The sequence below is a fragment of the Micromonospora sp. WMMA2032 genome (assembly GCF_002688545.1).
GTDB lineage: Bacteria > Actinomycetota > Actinomycetes > Mycobacteriales > Micromonosporaceae > Micromonospora > Micromonospora sediminicola.
Genome location: NZ_CP024052.1, coordinates 5,992,132 through 6,009,463, shown reverse-complemented (window position 1 = coordinate 6,009,463; position 17,332 = coordinate 5,992,132). Strand labels below are relative to the sequence as shown.

Below are 17,332 nucleotides of genomic sequence, written 5' to 3'. Positions count from 1 at the left end.
TTTGGTGGCCGCGCTGGTCAGCCGGCGAGCAGGGCGGCCATCCGCTCGGCCTGGGTCTCCCAGCGCCACTCCCGCTCCACCCAGGCGCGTCCGGCCGCGCCGAACTGTTGCGCCAGGTCGCGGTCGGCGAGCAGGGTGGACACCCGGTCGGCGAGCTGGGCCACGTCCCGGCCCCGGACCACGTACCCGGTCTCCCCGTCACGGACGGCGTCCGGCGCGCCGCCGGAGTCACCGGCCACCACCGGCAGCCCGGTCGCGCTCGCCTCCAGGTAGACGATGCCGAGGCCCTCCACGTCCAGGCCCCGGTTGCGGGTGCGGCAGGGCATCGCGTAGACGTCACCGGCCGCGTAGTGCGCGGGCAGCTCGGCGGTGGGCACCGAGCCGGTGAAGACCACGTCCCGCTCCACCCCGGTCTGTCGGGCCAGCTTCTCCAGCGTCGCCCGGTAGGGCCCACCGCCGACGACCAGCAGCGCGGCGTCCGGCACCCGACGGCGGATCTCGGGCATCGCCCGGATCAGCATGTCCTGTCCCTTGCGCGGCACCAGCCGGGACACGCACACCACCACCGGCCGATCGGCGAGCCCCAGCCGCAGCCGGACCTGCCCGCCGTCCACGCCCGGGTGGTAGGTGTCCACGTCCACCCCGGGCGCGAGCCGCCGCAGCTCGGTGAGCCCGTCCAGCGCCCGGGCCAGCCGGACCCGGGTGTACTCGCCGAGGTAGGTGGTCACGTCGACGCCCCGGCCGATGCGGCGCAGCGCGGCGCGGGCGCCGGGCAGCGCGGCCCAGCCGACCTCGTGCCCGTGGGTCAGCGCCACCGCCCGGCGGATCCCCGCCCGCCGGCGCAGCCCGGACGCCAGCAGCCCCAGCGGGGCCGCCGCGCCGAACCACACCGTGTCGCAGCCGTACGACCGGGCCAGTCGAGCCGCCCGCCGCGCCACCAGCGGGGTGGGCAGCAGCACCTTGGTGCGTTCGCGGACCACCTCGAACGGCTGGTCGGCGTCGAACTTCTCCGCGCCGCGCCAGCTCGACGCGTAGACCACCACCGAGCCGGCGGGCTGCCGTACGGCCAGGTTGTGCACGAAGGACTGGATGCCGCCGGGGCGGGGCGGGAAGTCGTTGGTGATCAGCAAGGTGCGGCTCATCGGCCGGTCTCCCTGGCGTAGGCGCGGGCGGCGGCCATCCGCTCCACGGTGGACGGGTGGGACGCCGACCACAGGTACTCCCAGCGCGGCGGGTCGGGGTCGGACAGGTTGACCCCGGCCAGGCGGCGCTGCATCGCCTCGAACGTCGTCGGGTCGCCGGTGAGCGCCAGCGCATGCGCGTCGGCGCGGGCCTCCACCCGGCGGGAGACCAGCGCCTGCACCGGGGTCGCGAGCAGACCTGCCACCGTGACCAACGCGATCAGCAGCGGGAACGCGCGGGGCTGGGCGATGGACTCGACGCCGGCCAGCCGCAACAGCGGCGTCCACGAGCCGACCAGGTAGAGGGCCACCACCGCGGCGGCGGCGCCGAGCGCGCCGAGCACGGTGCCGGTCCAGACGTCCCGGTCCTTCGCGTGCCCCAGCTCGTGCGCGACCACGCTGGTCACCTCCGCCGGCTCGGCCTCGCGCAGCAGGGTGTCGTAGACCACGACCCGCCGGGTCGGTCCGAGCCCGGAGACGTAGGCGTTGACCGCCCGGGTCCGTCGGGAGGCGTCAGCGACCAGCACGTCGCGCACCGGGACACCGTCCCGGGCGGCCATGCTGGTCAACTCCGTACGCAGCGGGCCCGGCTCCATCGGGGTGAACCGGTTGAAGACCGGCTCGACCAGCACCGGCAGCACGAACGACAGCACGACCACCAGGGCGGCGGCGCCGGCCGCGCCGAACGCCCACCACCAGCGGGGGGCGAGCCGCACCACCGTGTAGAAGCCGAGCAGCACCAGCGCCCCGATGACCGCGCTGACGGCGTACGACTTGAGCAGGTCGACCGCCCAGCCGCCCCAGCCCTGGGTGCTCAGCCCGTAGCGGACCAGCACGGTGCGGCGCCAGGCCGAGAAGGGCAGCGTGAGCAGGTCGGCGAGGAACATGACGGCCAGCCCGCCGAGCACGGCCTGCGCGACCCAGTGGCCGCCGAAGGGCCGGCCGGCCAGCTCGACCAGGCGCCCACCCAGCGGGGTGAGTCCGAGCAGCAGCGCCACCACCAGCCCGACCGCGAGCGCCGACCAGCCGGCCGGACGCAACGCGTCGTGAAACGCCCGACCCCGGGCGACCTGGTCGACCGGGAGCGACCGCAACGCCGCGAGCTGGTCCGCCCGGGGGGCCGGCGGCCGGCCCCACGGCACCAGCAGCACGACGGCCACGACCAGCGCGACCGCCAGCCCGGCCAGGCTCAGCACCGCCCAACCGCGCGGGGTCACCAGCCCACCCCGCCGTCGCGACCCGTCCGCGTCATGCCGCTCCCCTCCACCGTGACCGCCCATCCTATTGCCCGATCCGAGCGGATCCGCTCCGGTGCCCGACCGCACACCGCCGCCGCCGACCCCGCCCGGTCCCACCCGCCCCGGCCCGCGCCGGCGCACGTCGCCCCGCTCCCCGCGTCAGCCCTGGGGCGGCAGCGGGCAGCGGCTGACGGCGGTGGCACGGCAGCGGGCGACAGGAGCCGGCGGCATGCGCGGACGCGGGCGGTGGGCGGCAGGTGGCCGGGGCGTGAGCGGCGGGCGACCGGCGCGGGGACAGGCGTCCCGGGCCGAGTGACCGGCCCGGGCCGAGCGGCCGGCGCGGGCCGAGCGGCCGGCGCGGGTGGTGGGTGACCGACGCGGGTGGGGGTGACCGGCGCGGGTGCGGGCGGCCGGCGCAGGTGGGGGTGACCGGCGCGGGTGCGGGCGGCCGGGGCAGGTGGGGGCGGCCGGCTCGGGCAACGGCTCGGACTACTGGCGCTCGGGCGACGGGCGCTCCGCGGCGCGTCGTGGGCGGGTCGCATGCGCGGGCGGCGAAAGGCAGGGCCCGAGATCGATATGCCTCTCAGTCATATTTATGACCAGGAGTCATATCGCTCCTGATGCATGCGTCTGGCGGGCGCGACACGCCCAAGGGAACCGGGCTCGGGATCATGCCGGAGGGAACAGCCAGTCGACAGCAGCGGAGCGGACCCGTGGCGGGCTGAGCCGGGGCCGGCCGGCAGGACAGCGGCGCCGCCGACCTCGCAATGGGCGGTCATCGCCGCAAGCCGGAAGCAGCAGCGGCAGCGGCAGCAGCGGTAGCGGCACGTGCAGCCCCATGTCGGGGTTGGCAGCCGCGCGTCCACGCCCGACGGCGCGGTGGCGCGAGGTCGACAGTGGTCCGCCCGGCAGGATCGGCCGTCGGCCGTCGGCCGTCAGCCGTCGGCCGTCAGCCGTCGGTCGTGGGCCGTGGGCCGTGGTCCGTGGTCGGTGCTCGGGCGCCGGACCGGCGAGGCCGGCGGAGTCGGCCCGAGGGCCGGCCGTCACGGGCTCAACCCGGAGTGCCCGCCCGGCCGGCCTGGAACGCGACGGACTCAGCGAGCCGGACCGATGGACGGGGAGAGTCCGGGCGCGGGGGTCGGGCCGCCCGGAGGCAGGCGGTGGTCAGGCGACGCGGCGGCGGGCGGAGCGGCGGGGCGCCGGGGCCGGCGCGGACGGCAGCACCTGCACGTCGAAGCCGGCCCGGGCGAACACCTCGATCGCCCGGTGCTCGGCGGGGCCCAGGTCGGCCGACGGCGAGTCGGGGTCGAGCAGCGCGGTCACCAGACAGCCGGAGCAGCCGGCGCCGCGGATGCCGCAGGTGTCGCAGTCGATGAGCATCAACGCCTCCTGACGGGTCGCCGGTGGCGGTCGGGGAAGGGACCACCACCGTCGGTCACCGAAAGGCTATGCCTGGGGTGTGACAGAATCGGACAACGAGGCAGCACCCATCTCGAAAACGATCATCCGGCCACCAGTACGCCGAAGTGGCGCGATCGGAACGCCGCCGTCGAGTCGGGTCAGGAGCGGGCGAGGCGGCGCAGCAGGGAGTCGGCCCCGAGCGGGTACGCGCCGTGGCGGCGGACCCCGTCGGCGACCTCCCGGTCCGAGGAGACCACCACCACCGGGCGGCCGGCCGGCTCGGCGCGGACCAGCCGCCGGATCAGCTCGTCGGCGGTCTCCCCCTTGCGGGAGAAGAGCACGCGTACGCCGCGCGGCGCCGGGGGCAGGCCGTGGATCCGCTCGGCCCCGTCGAAGACGACGGTGACCTCGTCCCCGGTCTGCGCGGCGATCCCGCCCAGGCCGGTGATCAGCCGCTTGCGCTGCTGCTCCAGCGACATCTCGCCGAAGCCGCGTTTGGTGACGTTGTAGCCGTCCACCACCAGGTGTGCCCTGGGCAGGGCGAGGAGCTGGTCGAGGCGGGCCGGGTCGTCCGTGTCGCGGGCCCGGGTCGCGGCGCCGGCCGGCGCGGCTCCCGGCTGGTCGGCGAACGCGTCGGCGACGAAGTCGGCCGGCAGCGCGTCGACCGGGTCGAGCGCCAGCTCCCGGCGCAGCCCGACCGCGGCCTGACCGATCGTCTCCAGCAGCAGCCACAACCGGGCGTCGTCGACGGAGCGGGCCTCCTTGGCGCTGGCCCGGGCCACGCCGGCGGCGGCCTCCGCCTCGGCCAGCCGGGCCCGGGCGCGGCGCAGCTCGGCGTCCGCGTCGGCCGCCGCGCGGGCCGCCCGGCCGCGCTCGGTGGCCAGCAGTTCGCTGGCCTTGCGCTCCCGGGCCTGGGTCTCCCGCAGGGTACGGGCCAACTGGCGCGCCTCCTCGCGGAGCTGGCCCAGTTCCTCCCGGACCCGGGCCAGCTCGTCGCGCAGCTTGTCGGCCTCGACCCGGGCCACCGCCCGGTCGTGCTCGGCCCGGGTGGCCCGCTGTTCGGCCTCCCGCACCAGCTCGGCCACGACCGCGCTGTCCGCCTCGGCGCGTACCGCCTCGCCGCTGGCGTCGATGAGTTCCCGCCAACCCCTGGGTCGGGCCAGGTAGGCCAGGGCGGCCACCTCGACCGGGTCGGCCGCGGCCGGCGCGGTGCCCTCCACCACGGCCGCGCCGAGGTCGCCGGCGTCGGCCAGCACCCGGGCGGTGACCCGCTGCCGGAACAGCGGGTCGGCGGTGAGCTGGGCGGCGATCACCGGGGCGCCGAGCCGGGCCCGGCGGTTCGGGGCGAACTTGGCGACCCGGCGCAGCGGCACCGGCACCTCGTCGGCGGGCAGGCCGGGCAGCACGGCGGCGGTCAGCGTGACGATCCGCTGGCGGACCGGCTCGGGAAGGGTGGGCTCGGGCTCGACCGTGGTCGACGGTTCCTCACCGGCTCCGGGCGCACCGACCACCGGCTCCTCCGGGGAGGTGCGGTCGTCGTGCGGCTCGGTGAGGGGCATGTGGCAAGTCTCCCACCCCGAACGGGCCCACCGCCCGGTGAGTGAGCCGATCTCTCATCGTACCCCCGTGGTAACGGAAGGGGCCGGAGTGACCGGAGTGTCGGACCGTGCCGTTACCGTCCGGCGGGTGACGCGAGCGGAGTACGTCCAGGAGGCGTTGGCCGGTCTGGACCGGGCGGCGGGCAGCGGGGTCGACCCCGCGTTGCCGCTCTACGCGACCACCTTCGTGGTGGTCGACCTGGAGACCACCGGCGGCGCGCCGGACGGCGGGGGGATCACCGAGATCGGCGCGGTGAAGGTCCGTGGCGGCGAGGAGCTGGGCGTGCTCGCCACGTTGGTCAACCCCGGGGTGCCGATACCGCCGTTCATCACCGTGCTGACCGGCATCACCCAGGCGATGCTGCTGCCCGCCCCGCCGATCGAGCAGGTGTTGCCGAGCTTCCTGGAGTTCGTCACCGACGCCGTGCTGGTCGCCCACAACGCCCCCTACGACGTCGGCTTCCTCAAGGCCGCCTGCGCCAAGCACGGCTACGCGTGGCCCAACCCCCGGGTGCTGGACACCGCCGCACTGGCCCGGCGGGTGCTCACCCGCGACGAGGTGCCCAACCGCAAGCTGGGCACCCTGGCGGCCTACTTCCGCACCGCCACCCAGCCCACCCACCGGGCGCTGGACGACGCCAAGGCCACCGTCGACGTGCTGCACGGGCTGATCGGCCGCCTCGGCGGGCACCGGGTGGACACCGTCGGCGAGGCGATCGAGTTCGCCCGCGCGGTCACCCCCACCCAGCGGCGCAAACGGCACCTGGCCGAGGGGCTGCCGAAGGTCCCCGGGGTCTACATCTTCCGGGCCGCCGACGACCGTCCGCTCTACGTGGGCACCTCCGGCGACATCGCCACCCGGGTGCGCAGCTACTTCACCGCGGCGGAGAAGCGGGCCCGGATCTCCGAGATGCTGGCCGCCGCCGAGCGGGTGGAGGCGGTCGAGTGCGCCCACTCGCTGGAGGCGGAGGTCCGCGAGCTACGGCTGATCGCGGCGCACGCGCCGCCGTACAATCGCCGGTCGAAGTATCCCGAGCGCCAGGTGTGGCTGAAGCTCACCGACGAGGCGTACCCCCGGTTGTCGATCGTGCGCGACCTCGCGCCCACCGACTCGGCCTACCTCGGCCCGTTCCGGTCCCGGCAGGCGGCCGAGCTGGCCGCCGCCGGCTTCCACGACGCGGTGCCGCTGCGCCAGTGCACCCACCGGCTCTCCCGGCGCACCACCATGCCGGCCTGCGCGCTGGCCGAGCTGGGTCGCTGCCCGGCGCCCTGCGAGCACCGGATCACCCCGGAGGAGTACGAGCACCGCGCGGCCACCCCGTTCCGCACCGCCACGCGCGACGACCCCGGGGTGGTGGTCGAGGCCCTGCTCGCCCGGATCGAGGTGCTGTCCGCGGCCCAGCGCTACGAGGAGGCCGCGGTGGCGCGGGGCCGGCTGGTCGCGGTGCTGCGCGCGGCGGTCCGGATGCAGCGGCTGGCCGCGCTGACCGGCATCGCCGAGCTGGCCGCCGCCCGACCGGCCGCCCGGGGCGGCTGGGAGCTGGCGCTGGTCCGGCACGGCCGGCTGGCCGGGGCCGGGGTGTCCCCGCCGGGTGTCCACCCGCGACCGACGATCGCCGCGATCCGGGCCACCGCCGAGACGGTGCTGCCCGGGCACGGGCCGGTGCCGGCGGCCACCGCCGAGGAGACCGAGCGGATCCTGTCCTGGTTGGAGCGACCGGAGACCCGGCTGGTCGAGGCGACCGACGGCTGGGCCTCCCCGGTGGGTGGCGCGGGGCGGTTCCGTGACCTGCTGGCGAAGGCGGAGAACGGCGGGTCCCACCAACTCTCGACCGAACGCTCATGACCAAGTGTCCGATCGGACTACGTCGACTCCCTTAGTCTGTTAAAGAAGTGCAGACCTGCCCGATTCGCGGGCCTGCTCCCGGTCGCCGGTCCCGGCGGTCGAGGGTCGGGGTGAGGAGGTGTCCCAGGTGGACGTCGACGCCGGACACGGCGCCGCCCTGGGCGGCGCCCTTCCGACCCAGGGCGAGCTGCCGCTCACCCGCCGCCTGCGCTCCCTGCTCACCTGGCCCACCACCGACGGCGACCCGGTCACCGCCCTGGTCCGCACCCACCGCGGGATCCACCCCAGCGCCGACGCCTCGGTGCTGCGCCGGGCCTACACGATCGCCGAGAACATGCACCGCGGCCAGTTCCGCAAGAGCGGCGAGCCCTACATCACCCACCCCCTCGCGGTGGCGCAGATCTGCGCCGACCTCGGCATGGACACCATCACCCTGGTCGCCGCGCTGCTGCACGACACCGTGGAGGACACCCGCTACACGCTCCAGGCGCTCCAGGAGGACTTCGGTCGCGAGGTGGCCCACCTGGTCGACGGCGTGACCAAGTTCGACAAGGCGTTCTACGGCAAGGCCGCCGAGGCGGAGACCGTCCGCAAGATGATCGTGGCGGCCGGCAAGGACGTCCGGGTCCTGGTCATCAAGCTGGCCGACCGGCTGCACAACATGCGCACCCTCGGCGTCCGCTCGGCCGCCTCGCGGGAGCGGATCGCCCGCAAGACGCAGGAGGTGCTGGTCCCGCTCTGCGACCGGCTGGGCATCCAGACCCTCAAACGGGAGCTGGACGACGTGGTGCTGCTGCACCTCCAACCCGACGAGCACGCGCGGATCGAGCGGTTCGTGCACGACCGGCCGGGCTGGGACGCCTACCTGGGCGACGTGGTGGCCCGGACCCGGGCCGCGTTGCGCCGCAACCGGGTGGACGCCGAGGTGTCCCCCCGGCCGCGACACCTCTACTCGATCTGGAAGGACACGGTCGCCGGCGACCACGCCGCCCCGTACGATCTGCCGCGCATCGCGATCGTGGTGGACGGCCCACCGACCGACTGCTATGCCGCGCTCGGCGCCGTGCACGGCCTCTGGCGGCCGGTGCCGGGCCGGTTCAAGGACTTCATCGCCTCCCCGAAGAACAACCTCTACCGCTCGCTGCACACCAGCGTGTGCGGCCCGCAGGACCGCACCGTGGAGGTGCTGATCCGCACCAGCGAGATGCACCGTTCCGCGGAGTACGGCGTGGCCGCCCACTACCGCTTCCCCCGGGCCGCGGGCCGGGCCGCCGACCGGGCCGACGAGTTGGCCTGGCTGCGCCGGGTGCTCGACTGGGAGCAGGACACGGTCGACCCGACCCAGTTCATGGCGTCGCTGCGGTGCGACCTGGCCGAGGCGCAGATCCAGGTGGTCGCCGACGGTCGCCAGGTGGTGCTGCCGGCCGGGGCCACCCCGGTCGACCTCGCGTACGAGCTGGGCACCGAGCGCGGCGACCACTGCCTGGCCGCGCGGATCAACGGCCGGTTGGCCCCGCTCTCCTCCGAGCTGGAGGAGGGCGACGTGGTGGAGATCTTCACCGAGAGCGACGCGGAGAGCGGCTTCGAGGTGGACGTGGCCCCGCGGGGCCCGCGCCGGGAGTGGCTGGGCTTCGTCAAGTCCCCGCACGCCCAGATGCAGATCAACCGCTGGTTCGCCGAGCACACCGAACCGGGCATCTCGATCGCCGACAAGGTCCGCCTCGGCCGCGCCTCCATCGGGCTGGCGCTGCGCAAGCACAACCGGGGCCTGGCCAGCGACCTGCCGCTGCTGCGGCTCTCCGAGGAGTTGGGCTACCCCGACCTGGAGACGCTGCTGGTGGCGGTCTTCGACCGCACGGTCGAGCCGGACACGGTGGTCCAGCAACTGATCGACCTGGTCGACCACCGGCAGTAGGGTGAAGGTCGTTCGCCCGCGTCCGCCCGGCGGCCACTAGCCTGGACGCATGATCCCCCGCGCGCGTGCCACCGGACGGGCCCTCGGCTACCAGCTCTTCTACCGGCTTCCGGTCCCGCTGCGGCGGCGACTGGTGCGGTTGGCCGTGCCGAAGTACATCGTGGGGGCGGTCACGCTGGTCCGGGACACGGAGGCCACCGGCGCCGGGCGGATCCTGCTGCTGCGCCAGCCGCCCGGCCACAGCTGGACCCTGCCGGCCGGTCTGCTGCAACGCGGTGAGGCGCCCGTGGTCGGCGCCGCCCGGGAACTGTACGAGGAGTCCGGCGTCCGCCTCTCCCCCGACGCGCTCCGGCCGGCCGTGCCGAACGCGGTCGTGCACGCCAAGGGCTGGGTCGACGTGGTGTTCGAGGCGGAGGTGCCGGCGTCGCGCACCGAGCTGGCGGTCGACGGGGCCGAGGTCTTCGAGGCCGCCTGGCATCCGCTGGACGACCTGCCCCGGCTCAGCCGCGCCACCGCCAACCTGCTCGGCTACTACGGCATCGGGCCGCGCGCCGGCGAGGTCCCGCCGGCGACGCCACCGGCCGCGTGAGCCCACCGGCGGCCGGAGCGACGACGGCCGGGGTCGAGGTGTGCGCGGTCGTGCTGGCGGCGGGTGAGGGCACCCGACTGCGCCCGCTCACCGAGCGGGTGCCCAAGGCGCTCTGCCCGGTCGGCAACGTGCCGCTGCTCGACCGGGCCCTGGCACGGTTGGCCGGCCTCGGCCTGACCGGCCCGGACCGGGTCGCGGTGAACGCCTGCTACCTGGGCGACCAGGTGGTGGCCCGGGTGGGTGACCGGGCGCACCTGTCGGTCGAGCCCGGCGACCCGCTGGGCACCGCCGGCGGGCTGGGGCGGCTGCGGGACTGGATCGCCGGGCGGGGCGTGCTCGTCGGCAACGCCGACGCCTACCTGGCCGACCCGGAGACCCCACCGGGCCCGGACGTGGCCGCGCTGCTGGACGGCTGGGACGGGCGGAGCGTACGCCTGCTCGGACAGCCGGCGGACGACCCGGCCGCCCCCGGCACGTTCGACGGGCACCGCTTCGTCGGTTTCTCGCTCCTGCCCTGGCGGATGGTCCGGGACCTGCCGGCCACGTTCGGCGACCTGGTCCGGGCGGTGTGGCGGCCGGCGGAGGCGGCCGGCGCGCTGACCGTGGTCCCCTACCGGGGCACCTTCTACGACACCGGCACACCGGCCGACTACCTGGCCGCCAACCTGCACGCCGCCGGCCCGGACGGGCTGGTCGACCCGTCCGCCACCGTGGACGGCCGGGTCATCCGCTCGGTGGTGGGCGCCGGCGCCCGGGTCCACGGCACGGTCGACCGGTCGGTGATCTGGCCGGGCGCGACCGTCGCCGCCGGGGAACGCCTCGATCGCGTGGTCCGGGCCGGCGCCGACCTGACCGTCCCGGCCGCGCGGTGACCGCGCCGGGCTCTAGCATGGGCCTCGTCGCCGACGAACGGAGAAACGTCCCGTGATCACCGCGATCGTGCTGATCGACTGCGCCACCGACTCCATCCCCGAGGTGGCCGAGACCCTGGCCAACCTGCCCGGCGTCAGCGAGGTCTACTCGGTGGCCGGGCACGTCGACCTGATCGCCATGGTCCGGGTCCGCGAGTTCGAGCAGATCGCCCAGGTCATCGCCGGCAGCATCTCCAAGGTGCCCGGCGTGCTGAACACCGAGTCGCACATCGCGTTCCGTGCCTACTCGCAGCACGACCTGGAGGAGGCGTTCGCGATCGGGCTGGCCAACGCCGACTGAGACGGGCGGCCGGCCCGCCCCTGGTGGGGACGGGCCGGCCGACCTGGGTCGTGCGGTGCGTCAGCTCTGCGCGGGCGCCGGGGACTCGGTGCCCGGAGCGGGCTCCTCGGTCTCGGTGCCGCCCGGAGCCGGCGACTCGGTGCCGCCACCGCCCGGCGCCGGCGACGTGGTGCCGCCCGGGCTGGGCGTGCCGCTGGCGCTGGTCTGCGGAACCGGGATGCCCAGGGTCTGGGCCAGGGCCACCAACGCGTCGTAGTGCGCCTGGAGGACCGGCAGCGCGTCCTGGGCGATCTGCACCACCGACTGCTCGGAGCCCTGCGAGATCTCCGTCTGGGTGGCCTGGATGGCCTGGACGTGGCCGGCCAGCTGGGCGGTCACCCACGCCTTGTCGAACTCGGCCCCGCTGAGGTTGTTCAGCTTGTCGAGGACCTTCTGCTGGTCGGCGGTGGGGTCGGCCGGCAGCTGCACGTTCAGCTGCTGGGCGGTCGACTGCACCGTCTGGTCCAGCTGGGTGTGGTCCGTGACGAACATCTTGCCCAGGTCCTTGACCTGCTGGTTCTGGCCCTTCTGCTGGGCCAGGTTACCGGCGGTGATCTCGAACAGGTTGACCTGGTGCACCGCCTGCAGATACTGGGTGTCCTGCGTCGACGGCTGCGCCGCGGCCTGCGCCGCGGCGGCGGGCGCCAGCCCCACGACCACCAGCGCGGCCAGCAGGCCCAGGCGTTTGATTCCCAACATGCTTCCTCCCCCATGAGACGTCGGACCGCACGGATACCCGGCTGACCGGGGTTATTCCTGCGATTCCACCCGTCCGTGTCGGGGGGCGGCGGGGCACGGGGGCGGGGCCGCCGGGCGTCCGGCGGGCACAACCGGACGACAGTGCCGGAAACGGCCGTGGCGCCCGCCGGATGGCCCGGCGGGCGCCACGGTCAGTCGTACGCGACGGGGTCAGCGACGGCTCTCGCCGCTGCTGATCTCCTCCCGCTCCGGTCGGGGCTCGACCGGCGGGTGGCCCGGCGAGACCGGCGCCTCGGCCGGCTTCTCGATCGGGTAGAAGAAGCCCCGGATGGCGGGCCCGAGGGCGCCCAGCCGGTTCATCTTCTTCGGCACCACCCAGCCGACGTAGTCCAGCGCCGGCGCGTGACCGTCGTGGCCGTCCGCCGAGGTCAGCGGCTGGTGGACCTCGACGAACCGGCCGTCCGGCAGGCGTCGGATGATGCCGGTCTCCACGCCGTGGGCCAGCACCTCCCGGTCGTGCTGCTGGAGACCCAGGCAGATCCGGTAGGTGATGTAGTAGGCCAGCGGCGGGACGACCAGCAGACCGATCCGGCCGGCCCAGGTCATCGCGTTCAAGCTGATGTGGAACTTGTCGGCGATCACGTCGTTGCCGCCGGAGAGCGTCAGCACGATGTAGAAGGCGACGGCCATGGCGCCCACCGCGGTCCGGGCCGGAACGTCCCGGGGCCGCTGGAGCAGGTTGTGGTGCTTGTAGTCCTTGAGGCGGCGCGCCTCCAGGAACGGGTACATCGTCGACAGGCCCACCAGGATGCCCGGGAGCACGACCGTCGGCCAGAACAGCGGCGGGATGACGTACCCGTCGCCGATCGGGATGCTGATCTCCCAGCCCGGCATGAGTCGGGTCGAGCCGTCGAGGAACATGACGTACCAGTCGGGCTGGCTGGCCGCCGAGACGACCCACGCCTCGTACGGGCCGAAGTACCAGATCGGGTTGATCTGGAAGAGGCCACCCATCAGCGCGATCACGCCGAAGACGACCATGAAGAAGCCGCCCTGCTTGAGCGCGTAGCGCGGGAACATCCGCTCGCCGACCACGTTCTCGTTGGTCCGGCCGGGGCCGGGCCACTGGGTGTGCTTCTGCTTGAACACCAGGCCCAGGTGCACGCTGATCAGCGCCACCAGCAGGCCCGGGATGAGGAGCACGTGGGCGATGAAGAAGCGGCTGATGATGATGGTGCCGGGGAACTCCCCGCCGAAGATCGACGAGCTGACCCAGGAACCGATCACCGGAATCGACAGGATGATGCCGGAGGCGATCCGCAGACCGGTGCCGGACAGGCCGTCGTCCGGCAGCGAGTAGCCGGTGAAGCCGGCCAGGAAGCCGACCCAGAACAGCAGCGAGCCGATGATCCAGTTGGTCTCACGCGGCTTGCGGAACGCGCCGGTGAAGAAGACCCGGAGCATGTGCACCACGATCGCGGCCATGAACAGCAGGGCCGCCCAGTGGTGCATCTGCCGCATGATCAGGCCGCCGCGGACGTCGAACGAGAGGTCCAGGCTGGAGGCGTAGGCGGCCGACATCGGGGTGCCACGCAGCGGGGCGTAGCTGCCGTCGTAGACCACCTCGGTCATCGCCGGCTCGTAGAAGAAGGTCAGGAACACACCGGTCAGCAGCAGGACCACGAACGAGAAGAGCGCGATCTCGCCGAGCAGGAACGACCAGTGGTCGGGGAAGACCTTGTTCAGCAGCTTGCGCAGCGGCGTGGCGACCTGGAAGCGGTCGTCAACCGCCCCGGCGGTCTTGGCCGGCAGCGCGGCCCGATCGAACTTTCGGCGCTTCATGGCCGCTCCCAGAAGTCGGGACCGATGGTCTCGGTGTAGTCGGACCTCGCCACGAAGAAGCCCTCCTCGTCCACCTCGATCGGCAGCTGCGGCAGCGGCCGGTTCGCCGGGCCGAAGATCGGCTTGGCGTTGTCGGTGATGAGGAACTGCGACTGGTGGCAGGGGCAGAGCAGCCGGTTGGTCTGCTGCTCGTAGAGGCTGGCCGGGCAGCCGGCGTGCGTGCAGATCTTGGAGAACGCGACGTAGTTGCCCCACATGTAGTCGCCGCGACCCTTGCGCTCGTTCGCCTCGCGCGACTTCTGCGCGTCGTCCTCGCGCAGGTGGATGAGCAGGGTCGGCGAGTCGGCGTGCTTGTTGCTGACGCCACCCTCGATGCCGGGGAACACGGTGAGCTGACCGCCGACGCTGACGTCCGCGGGGCGGATCGGGCGGCCGTCCTCGCGGATCAGCCGGATCTTCTCGCCGCCCTCGGCCGGCTGGAAGCCGGTGGTGAACATCTGGTTGTTCTTGTGCGGCTGCTGGATCAGACCACCGACCAGCGGAGCCGCGACCACCGCGCCGACCGGCGCGAGACCGGCGAGCAGCGAGATGCCGAGCAGCGGACGGCGCTTCACCCCGAGCTCGTCGGCCAGGTAGAGCATGGTCTCACCGGTGATCTTGCGATCCTCCGGGTTGTCGACCTGGTCGTGCCGGTCCTGGATCGAGACCTCCTTGGGCAGCAGCTTCTTGCCCCAGGTCAGGATGCCGAAGCCGACGCCGAGGAGCGCCAGGCCCAGGGTCAGCCCGAGCAGCGGGGTGTAGAGCTTGTCGCCGCCCCGACCGGCCTCCCACTGCCACGGCCACCAGATGTAGATCGCCAGGAAGGCGGTGGCGAAGGCACCGGTCAGCAGGAACATCATGGCGACCGTGCGGGTCAGCCGGCGCTCGGCCTTGCTGCCCGGGACCACCTGCGCCTCGTAGTGGACGATCTCGATGTCGTCGCGCCGGGCGCCTTCCTGCACGATGTCGAACCGGGAGAGCCGGGGGTCGTTCACGTCGAGCGGCTCCGGGCCCGGCTGGGCCTGGTGCTCGGTGTGGGTGCTCATGCCGTCACCTCGCTACGCGTGGCGCCGGTGGCCGGCACCAGGGCAATGATACAGATGTTCGGCCGGGTCACGACTTGCCCGCAATCCACAGGCTCGCGAAGACCAGCGCGACGATGCCGACCAGGAAGATCGCCAGACCCTCGGTCGACGGGCCGTACCGGCCCAGGTTGAAACCGCCCTGGTCCTGGTCGTGCTTCAGGGTCTCCTGGATGTAGGCGATGATGTCCGCCTTCTCCTGCGGAGTGATCTGGTTGTCGCCGAACACCGGCATGTTCTGCGGGCCGCTCAGCATGGCGGCGTAGATCTGCCGGTCGCTGGCCGGCTTCAGGCTCGGGGCGTACTTGCCGGAGGAGAGCGCGCCGCCGCCACCACCGAAGGCGTGGCACTGCGAGCAGTTGATCCGGAACAGCTCGCCACCGGTGGACATGTTGGCGCCCTCACGCAGGTTGCCCGACGGCACCTGCGGGCCACCGCCCAGCTCCTGGATGTACTGGCCCAGCTGGCGCACCTGCTCGTCGGTGAAGACCGGCGGCTTGCGCATCGCCTGGGCCTCCTGCCGGGCCATGGGCATGCGGCCGCTGCTGACCTGGAACTCCACCGAGGCCGATCCGACGCCGATCAGGCTCGGACCCCGCCCCTCGACGCCCTGGGCGTTGCGACCGTGACAGGTCACACAGCTCACGTCGAACAGCGCCTTGCCCTCGTTGCCGGCGGCGCTCAGCGGCGGGTTGTCCTGCGCCTGCACGCCCGGGGCGAAGACGGTGTAGGCGCCGCCGGCCAGCATCAGCGCGGCGGCCAGCCGGACCGCGGCGCCCAGCCGGCGGCGGCCCCTGCTGCGCGCTACGGGCCGCCCGCGCAGCCGCGCGAGCAGACCGCGTCGGCGGTCGTTGTCAGAAGTCATGACCTGTGTCCTTAACCGGTTGGACCTTGTCTCAGGGGACGGAGCAGCGGCGCGGTTCGTGACGCGCCAAGATCACTGAAGCCAGTAGATCATGGCGTAGAGCCCGATCCACACGACGTCGACGAAGTGCCAGTAGTAGGACACGACGATTGCCGAGGTCGCCTGGGCCGGGGTGAACCGACCCATGGTGGTGCGGATCATGAAGATGATGAAGGCGACCAGACCGCCGGTCACGTGCAGACCGTGGAAGCCGGTGGTGAGGTAGAACATCGACCCGTAACCGTCTTCGTTGATCTTGACGCCCTCGTGCACCAGGTGGCGGTACTCGTTCAGCTGGCCGAGCACGAAGATCAGGCCCATCACGAAGGTGATCGTGAACCACCGACGCAGGGCGTGGACGTCGCCCTTCTCGGCCGCGAAGACACCGAGCTGGCAGGTCACCGAGGAGAGCACCAGGATCACCGTGAAGGTGGTCGCGTAGGGCACGTCGAGGGCCTCGGTGTGCTTCTCCCACAGCTCCGGCGCCGCCGCGCGGATCGAGAAGTACATCGCGAACAGCGCCGCGAAGAACATGAGTTCGCTGGAGAGCCACACGATCGTCCCGACGCTGACCATGTTGGGACGCGTCAGGGAGTGGATCCGGCTCTTGTCAATGGCTGGGGCCGCAGTCACGCGGTCATTATTGCCCTTGACCGGGACCGACGATCAGCGGGGTGGCAAACCGGTGCCCGCAGTGGCCCGATCGTGGTCGTCCGCTTCGCCTGACCTACCCTGAAAAGCGTGCTGCACGTCGATCAGATCCTCGCCGTCACCTCGGCGGCTCCGGCGACGCTCGCGGCGGGAGGCGAGGCCGCCCCGCCGCCGTTCACCGTCGCCCGGGTGCTCACCGAGACCCGGCTGGACAGCTGGCTCACCCTGGGCCTGGTGCTCGCCGCCGGCCTCTACCTCTACGGGGTGCACCGGTTGCGGCTGCGCGGCGACCGGTGGCCGGTCATCCGCACGGTGGCGTTCCTCGGCCCCGGCCTCGGCGGTATCGCGCTCGTCACGCTCACCGGCCTCGGCGCGTACGACACCGCCCTGCTCTCGGTGCACATGGTGCAGCACATGGTGCTGTCGATGATCGCGCCGATCTTCCTGGCCCTCGGCGCCCCGGTGACGCTGGCGCTGCGCACGCTGCCGGTGCGGCCCCGCAAGCGGCTGCTGGCGATCGTGCACAGCCGGATCGCCCGGATCTACAGCTTCCCGCTGGTGGCGTTCACCATCTTCGTGGTGAACCCGTTCGCGCTCTACTTCACCGACCTCTACGAGTTCACGCTGCGGCACGAGTGGGCGCACGAGCTGGTGCACGCGCACTTCATCGCCACCGGCTGCGTCTTCTTCTGGCCGTTGCTCGGCCTGGACCCGCTGCCCGGTCGCTGGCCCTACCCGGCCCGCGCGCTGCTCATGGTGCTCTCCGTGCCGTTCCACACCGTGCTCGGGCTCACCATCATGCAGAGCACCACGCTGTTCGGCGGCGACTGGTACCCGTCGCTGAACCTGTCCTGGTCCGACCCCTGGGAGGACCAGGTGGTCGCCGGCGGCGTGCTCTGGGCCGGCGGTGAGTTCGTCAGCGTCACCATGCTGGCCGTGCTGGTGGTCCAGTGGATCAAGCAGTCCGAGCGCGAGGCCCGCCGGCTGGACCGGGAACTGGACCGCCAGGAGGCCCGCCAGAAGGCCGCGGAGGCCAGCGCCTGAGTCCCGCCCGGGCAGGGCGTCGGGTCGAATGTGACGCCCGCTACGATCAGCG

General features: G+C 73.3%; 15 protein-coding genes. 6 read left to right on the top strand and 9 right to left on the bottom strand.

The genetic code is table 11. The annotated features are described in order from the left end of the window. Positions 1-17: 17 nt before the first annotated feature. The 4 genes from CO540_RS27960 to CO540_RS27945 form a co-directional block, all read right to left on the bottom strand. Complete coding sequence (locus tag CO540_RS27960) at positions 18-1,142, bottom strand: glycosyltransferase family 4 protein (RefSeq protein WP_099164240.1); 1,125 nt, start codon at positions 1,140-1,142, stop codon at positions 18-20. After that, positions 1,139-2,398 (bottom strand): M48 family metallopeptidase, encoded by a 1,260-nt coding sequence (locus CO540_RS27955; protein ID WP_099164239.1) that lies wholly within the window; start codon positions 2,396-2,398, stop codon positions 1,139-1,141. The genes CO540_RS27960 and CO540_RS27955 overlap by 4 nt, the downstream gene beginning before the upstream one ends. Positions 2,399-3,583: 1,185 nt before the next feature. Continuing rightward, a complete protein-coding gene (locus CO540_RS27950) occupies positions 3,584-3,799 on the bottom strand; it encodes a hypothetical protein (protein ID WP_099164238.1) in 216 nt (71 codons plus the stop codon). 179 nt (positions 3,800-3,978) lie between these two features. After that, complete coding sequence (locus tag CO540_RS27945) at positions 3,979-5,379, bottom strand: NYN domain-containing protein (protein ID WP_099164237.1); 1,401 nt, start codon at positions 5,377-5,379, stop codon at positions 3,979-3,981. A gap of 127 nt (positions 5,380-5,506) precedes the next feature. On the opposite strand from CO540_RS27945, the gene CO540_RS27940 reads away from it, so the two are divergent. The 5 genes from CO540_RS27940 (at position 5,507) to CO540_RS27920 (ending at position 10,980) form a co-directional block, all read left to right on the top strand. Continuing rightward, positions 5,507-7,264: a DEDD exonuclease domain-containing protein gene (locus tag CO540_RS27940; protein WP_099164236.1), complete on the top strand. Its 1,758-nt coding sequence runs from the start codon at positions 5,507-5,509 to the stop codon at positions 7,262-7,264. 127 nt (positions 7,265-7,391) lie between these two features. Beyond that, the gene (locus tag CO540_RS27935; RefSeq protein ID WP_099164988.1) at positions 7,392-9,179 is read left to right on the top strand and encodes a bifunctional (p)ppGpp synthetase/guanosine-3',5'-bis(diphosphate) 3'-pyrophosphohydrolase; all 1,788 of its coding nucleotides are present in this window, start codon (positions 7,392-7,394) and stop codon (positions 9,177-9,179) included. A 49-nt stretch (positions 9,180-9,228) separates the two neighbouring features. After that, positions 9,229-9,768: an NUDIX hydrolase gene (locus CO540_RS27930; protein ID WP_098746719.1), complete on the top strand. Its 540-nt coding sequence runs from the start codon at positions 9,229-9,231 to the stop codon at positions 9,766-9,768. Next, positions 9,765-10,640: an NTP transferase domain-containing protein gene (locus tag CO540_RS27925; protein WP_091573210.1), complete on the top strand. Its 876-nt coding sequence runs from the start codon at positions 9,765-9,767 to the stop codon at positions 10,638-10,640. The genes CO540_RS27930 and CO540_RS27925 overlap by 4 nt, the downstream gene beginning before the upstream one ends. A gap of 52 nt (positions 10,641-10,692) precedes the next feature. Beyond that, positions 10,693-10,980 (top strand): Lrp/AsnC family transcriptional regulator, encoded by a 288-nt coding sequence (locus CO540_RS27920; RefSeq protein ID WP_013287689.1) that lies wholly within the window; start codon positions 10,693-10,695, stop codon positions 10,978-10,980. Positions 10,981-11,040: 60 nt separating this feature from the next. Here the strand turns inward: CO540_RS27920 and CO540_RS27915 are convergent, their stop codons facing one another. The 5 genes from CO540_RS27915 to CO540_RS27895 all read right to left on the bottom strand — a co-directional run bounded on the left by CO540_RS27915 (position 11,041) and on the right by CO540_RS27895 (position 16,218). Then, positions 11,041-11,718, bottom strand: a complete 678-nt coding sequence (locus tag CO540_RS27915) for a DUF4142 domain-containing protein (RefSeq protein WP_091573209.1) — start codon at positions 11,716-11,718, stop codon at positions 11,041-11,043. A gap of 210 nt (positions 11,719-11,928) precedes the next feature. After that, the gene (locus tag CO540_RS27910; protein ID WP_091573208.1) at positions 11,929-13,560 is read right to left on the bottom strand and encodes a cytochrome b N-terminal domain-containing protein; all 1,632 of its coding nucleotides are present in this window, start codon (positions 13,558-13,560) and stop codon (positions 11,929-11,931) included. Further along, the gene (locus CO540_RS27905; RefSeq protein WP_099164235.1) at positions 13,557-14,645 is read right to left on the bottom strand and encodes a ubiquinol-cytochrome c reductase iron-sulfur subunit; all 1,089 of its coding nucleotides are present in this window, start codon (positions 14,643-14,645) and stop codon (positions 13,557-13,559) included. The genes CO540_RS27910 and CO540_RS27905 overlap by 4 nt, the downstream gene beginning before the upstream one ends. Positions 14,646-14,712: 67 nt before the next feature. After that, positions 14,713-15,546 carry a cytochrome c gene (locus CO540_RS27900; RefSeq protein ID WP_091573206.1) on the bottom strand — a complete coding sequence of 278 codons (834 nt, stop codon included), beginning with the start codon at positions 15,544-15,546 and terminating at the stop codon, positions 14,713-14,715. Positions 15,547-15,618: 72 nt separating this feature from the next. Beyond that, on the bottom strand, positions 15,619-16,218 hold the full coding sequence (locus CO540_RS27895; RefSeq protein ID WP_091573205.1) for a heme-copper oxidase subunit III: 600 nt from the start codon (positions 16,216-16,218) through the stop codon (positions 15,619-15,621). Between the two features lie 108 nt (positions 16,219-16,326). Here CO540_RS27895 and CO540_RS27890 point away from each other — a divergent pair, with 108 nt between their 5' ends. Further along, the gene (locus CO540_RS27890; RefSeq protein ID WP_099164234.1) at positions 16,327-17,280 is read left to right on the top strand and encodes a cytochrome c oxidase assembly protein; all 954 of its coding nucleotides are present in this window, start codon (positions 16,327-16,329) and stop codon (positions 17,278-17,280) included. Positions 17,281-17,332 lie beyond the last annotated feature (52 nt).

Excerpts from the sequence above, each read along its gene's own strand:
- CO540_RS27915 (WP_091573209.1), bottom strand. The coding sequence starts at position 11,718 with ATGTTGGGAATCAAACGCCTGGGCCTGCTGGCCGCGCTGGTGGTCGTG.
- CO540_RS27960 (WP_099164240.1), bottom strand. The coding sequence starts at position 1,142 with ATGAGCCGCACCTTGCTGATCACCAACGACTTCCCGCCCCGCCCCGGC.
- CO540_RS27930 (WP_098746719.1), top strand. The coding sequence starts at position 9,229 with ATGATCCCCCGCGCGCGTGCCACCGGACGGGCCCTCGGCTACCAGCTC.
- CO540_RS27945 (WP_099164237.1), bottom strand. The coding sequence starts at position 5,379 with ATGCCCCTCACCGAGCCGCACGACGACCGCACCTCCCCGGAGGAGCCG.
- CO540_RS27900 (WP_091573206.1), bottom strand. The coding sequence starts at position 15,546 with ATGACTTCTGACAACGACCGCCGACGCGGTCTGCTCGCGCGGCTGCGC.
- CO540_RS27905 (WP_099164235.1), bottom strand. The coding sequence starts at position 14,645 with ATGAGCACCCACACCGAGCACCAGGCCCAGCCGGGCCCGGAGCCGCTC.
- CO540_RS27950 (WP_099164238.1), bottom strand. The coding sequence starts at position 3,799 with ATGCTCATCGACTGCGACACCTGCGGCATCCGCGGCGCCGGCTGCTCC.
- CO540_RS27910 (WP_091573208.1), bottom strand. The coding sequence starts at position 13,560 with ATGAAGCGCCGAAAGTTCGATCGGGCCGCGCTGCCGGCCAAGACCGCC.